Genomic DNA, 2,901 nt, shown 5'->3' on the forward strand with positions numbered 1-2,901 from the left:
CGGGGACGCGGACTCGGGAGGGGTTGAGGCCGTCGCGGATCGGCAGCGGCGCGGTGCGGCGTCGGCGGCGCCGGGGCGCGGCGGGGTCCTCCGAGGTCATGGGCACGCACCGGATCCTAACAAGGCCGGATACTGACGAGGAGGGTGTGCGATCCGGGGCGTCGTGTACAACGAGGGCATGAGCGAATCCCGCGTGCCGCTGTCCGTCCTCGACCTGGTCCCCGTGTCCTCGGGGTCGAACGCGAGGGAGGCGATCGCCGCCAGCGTCGACGCCGCCCGCGCCGCCGAAGCCTCCGGGTACCGGCGGTTCTGGGTCGCCGAGCACCACAACACCCTCAACATCGCGTCGTCGGCGACGACCGTGCTGATGGGCCACCTCGCCGGGGCTACGTCGACCATCCGTATCGGCTCCGGCGGCATCATGCTGCCCAACCACGCGCCGCTGCGGGTCGCCGAGGACGTGGGCACCCTGGCGACGATCTACCCGGACCGCATCGACCTCGGGCTCGGCCGCGCGCCGGGCACCGACCCGTCGACGGCCCGCGAACTGCGGCGCGGGGCGTCCGACGTCGTCGACTTCGCCGCCGACATCCGTGACCTGATCCGCTACCTCGGGCCCGTGCGCCCGGAAGCGCGGATCGTCGCCTACCCCGGGCAGGCCACCAACGTGCCCATGTACGTCCTCGGCTCGTCGACGGCCGGCGCCTCCGTCGCCGCGATGCTGGGCATGCCCTTCGCCGCGGCCTCCCACTTCGCCCCGTTCCAGCTGGCCGAGGCACTGGAGGTCTACCGCGATTCGTTCCGCGCCGACGCCCCCACCGCCACGATCTCCGAGCCCCACGCCATGGTCGCCGCCAACGTCCTCGTCGCCGACACCGCCGATGCCGCCCGCCGGGAGTTCTCCGTGGTCCAGCAGATGTTCCTGAACATCGGCCGCGGCGGCACCCGCCGCCCCCTGCCCGAACCCGTCGACCACCCCGAAGCCGGGGCCAGCATGATCGAGTGGCAGCGGGTGCAGGCCACCCTGCGCTGCTCCTTCCACGGCACCGCCGACGACGTCGTCGCCGGGCTCGAGGGCTTCGCCGCCGACACCGGGGCCGATGAAATCATCACCGTCACCTACTCCCACGATCCGCGGGTGCGCATCGACTCGATCCGCGCACTCGGAGACGCATGGAACGGAAACGGGGCGAAGTAGGACCAGCCGGCCCGTCGTAAAGCAACCGCCCCGCGAAGCGGAAAAATCGCACGGGACTCATTCGCGTTACGGGGGTACCGTGGTAGGTGGATGTTCACAACCGGCGGCGCCCCGCGATCCGGGAGCCGCCCGAGGAGGAGGGGGCGTCATGCCCAAGCAAGACATCATCGTCTGCGCAGTAGATGGATCCGATGCGTCCAAGACCGCAGCCAAGTGGGCGGCTAACACCGCCGTCAAGCGCGGCATCCCGCTGCGGCTGGTCAGCAGCTACTCCATGCCGCAGTTCCTCTACGCGGAGGGCATGGTCCCCCCGCAGGAACTGTACGAGGACCTCGAGGCCGAGACCCTGGAGAAGATCGAGGAGGCCAAGAAGGTCGCCGTCGACTTCGTGCCCGACGTCGACGTCTCCCACCAGATCGAAGAGGGCAGCCCCATCGACATGCTGCTCGACCTGTCCGAGCAGTGCACCATGATCGTCATGGGCTCGCGCGGGCTCGGCGGGCTCTCCGGCATGGTGATGGGTTCCGTGTCCGCCGCGGTCGTGTCGCACGCGTCGTGCCCGGTCGTCGTGGTCCGCGAGGACAACCACGTCACCGAGGAGACGAAGTACGGCCCGGTCGTCGTCGGCGTCGACGGCTCCGGAGTGTCGCAGAAGGCCATCGAGAACGCCTTCAAGGAGGCCGATGCCCGCGGTGCCGAGCTGATCGCCGTGCACACCTGGATGGACATGCAGGTCCAGGCGTCGCTGGCCGGGCTGTCGGCCGCCCAGCAGCAGTGGCAGGTCGTGGAGGAGGAGCAGAACGCGCTGCTCGGCCAGCGTCTCGCCGGTTGGCACGAGCGGTACCCGGACGTGAAGGTGACCAAGGTCGTCACCCGCGACCGTCCGGTGCGCGCTCTCGCCGACGCGTCCGAGGGCGCCCAGCTGCTCGTCGTCGGCTCGCACGGCCGCGGCGGCTTCAAGGGCATGCTCCTCGGCTCGACGTCGCGCGCTCTGCTGCAGGCCGCGCCGTGCCCGATGATGGTCGTCCGGCCGGACGAGCTGCCGAAGTAGCACCTGGATAGAAGCAGGCCCCGGGGCGGGGTCGGGATCGTCGGGTTTCGCGCCTGGTCCCGGCCTCGCCCCGTCGTGCTCTGCGCGCGTTTCCGGCACCATCCGTCGAACGTGAAGCCTTTTGATCGGGTGTCGGGGAAAATTTTTCCGAAAAATTCCGCGGCGCCGGAAACCAAGCGTGACCTGAGATTTTGAGTAAACGAAGTTCATAAAACGTTCCCCAAACGTTAGCGTCGTGTTGCCGTCGGGCAACCAAGTTCACCTACAATGGTGAACGACGCTTTCTTCCCCAGCGAAAGGATCTCTATCATGACTGACACCCTGCTTCTCGCCGCCTCCTCCCCGAACCTCGGCTGGATCGGCTGGATCATCATCGGTGGTCTGGCTGGCTGGATCGGTTCGAAGATCATGGGCACCGACGCTTCGATGGGCATTCTGCTCAACATCATCGTCGGCATCATCGGCGGCTTCCTCGGTGGCTGGCTGCTCGGCATGCTCGGCTTCGACGTCGAAGGTGGCGGAATGATCTTCAGCTTCCTCACCTGCCTCCTGGGCGCCGTGATCCTGCTGTGGATCGTCGGCCTGGTGACCAAGCGCCGCTAAGCGGTAGTTCACCGACTCCGGGTCGTTCCTCTTTCGGGAGGGGCGGCCC

3 protein-coding genes are annotated in these 2,901 nt (G+C 68.5%); all 3 read left to right on the top strand.

Features of this window, described 5'->3' with window-relative positions; translation table 11 throughout:
• Positions 1 to 178 precede the first annotated feature (178 nt).
• On the top strand, positions 179 to 1,198 hold the full coding sequence (locus GX015_RS01955; RefSeq protein WP_291342385.1) for an LLM class flavin-dependent oxidoreductase: 1,020 nt from the start codon (positions 179 to 181) through the stop codon (positions 1,196 to 1,198).
• Positions 1,199 to 1,346: 148 nt separating this feature from the next.
• On the top strand, positions 1,347 to 2,249 hold the full coding sequence (locus GX015_RS01960) for a universal stress protein (RefSeq protein ID WP_291342386.1): 903 nt from the start codon (positions 1,347 to 1,349) through the stop codon (positions 2,247 to 2,249).
• Positions 2,250 to 2,558: 309 nt separating this feature from the next.
• Positions 2,559 to 2,852: a GlsB/YeaQ/YmgE family stress response membrane protein gene (locus tag GX015_RS01965; protein ID WP_046649663.1), complete on the top strand. Its 294-nt coding sequence runs from the start codon at positions 2,559 to 2,561 to the stop codon at positions 2,850 to 2,852.
• Positions 2,853 to 2,901 lie beyond the last annotated feature (49 nt).

The sequence above is a fragment of the Corynebacterium sp. genome (assembly GCF_012837295.1).
GTDB lineage: Bacteria > Actinomycetota > Actinomycetes > Mycobacteriales > Mycobacteriaceae > Corynebacterium.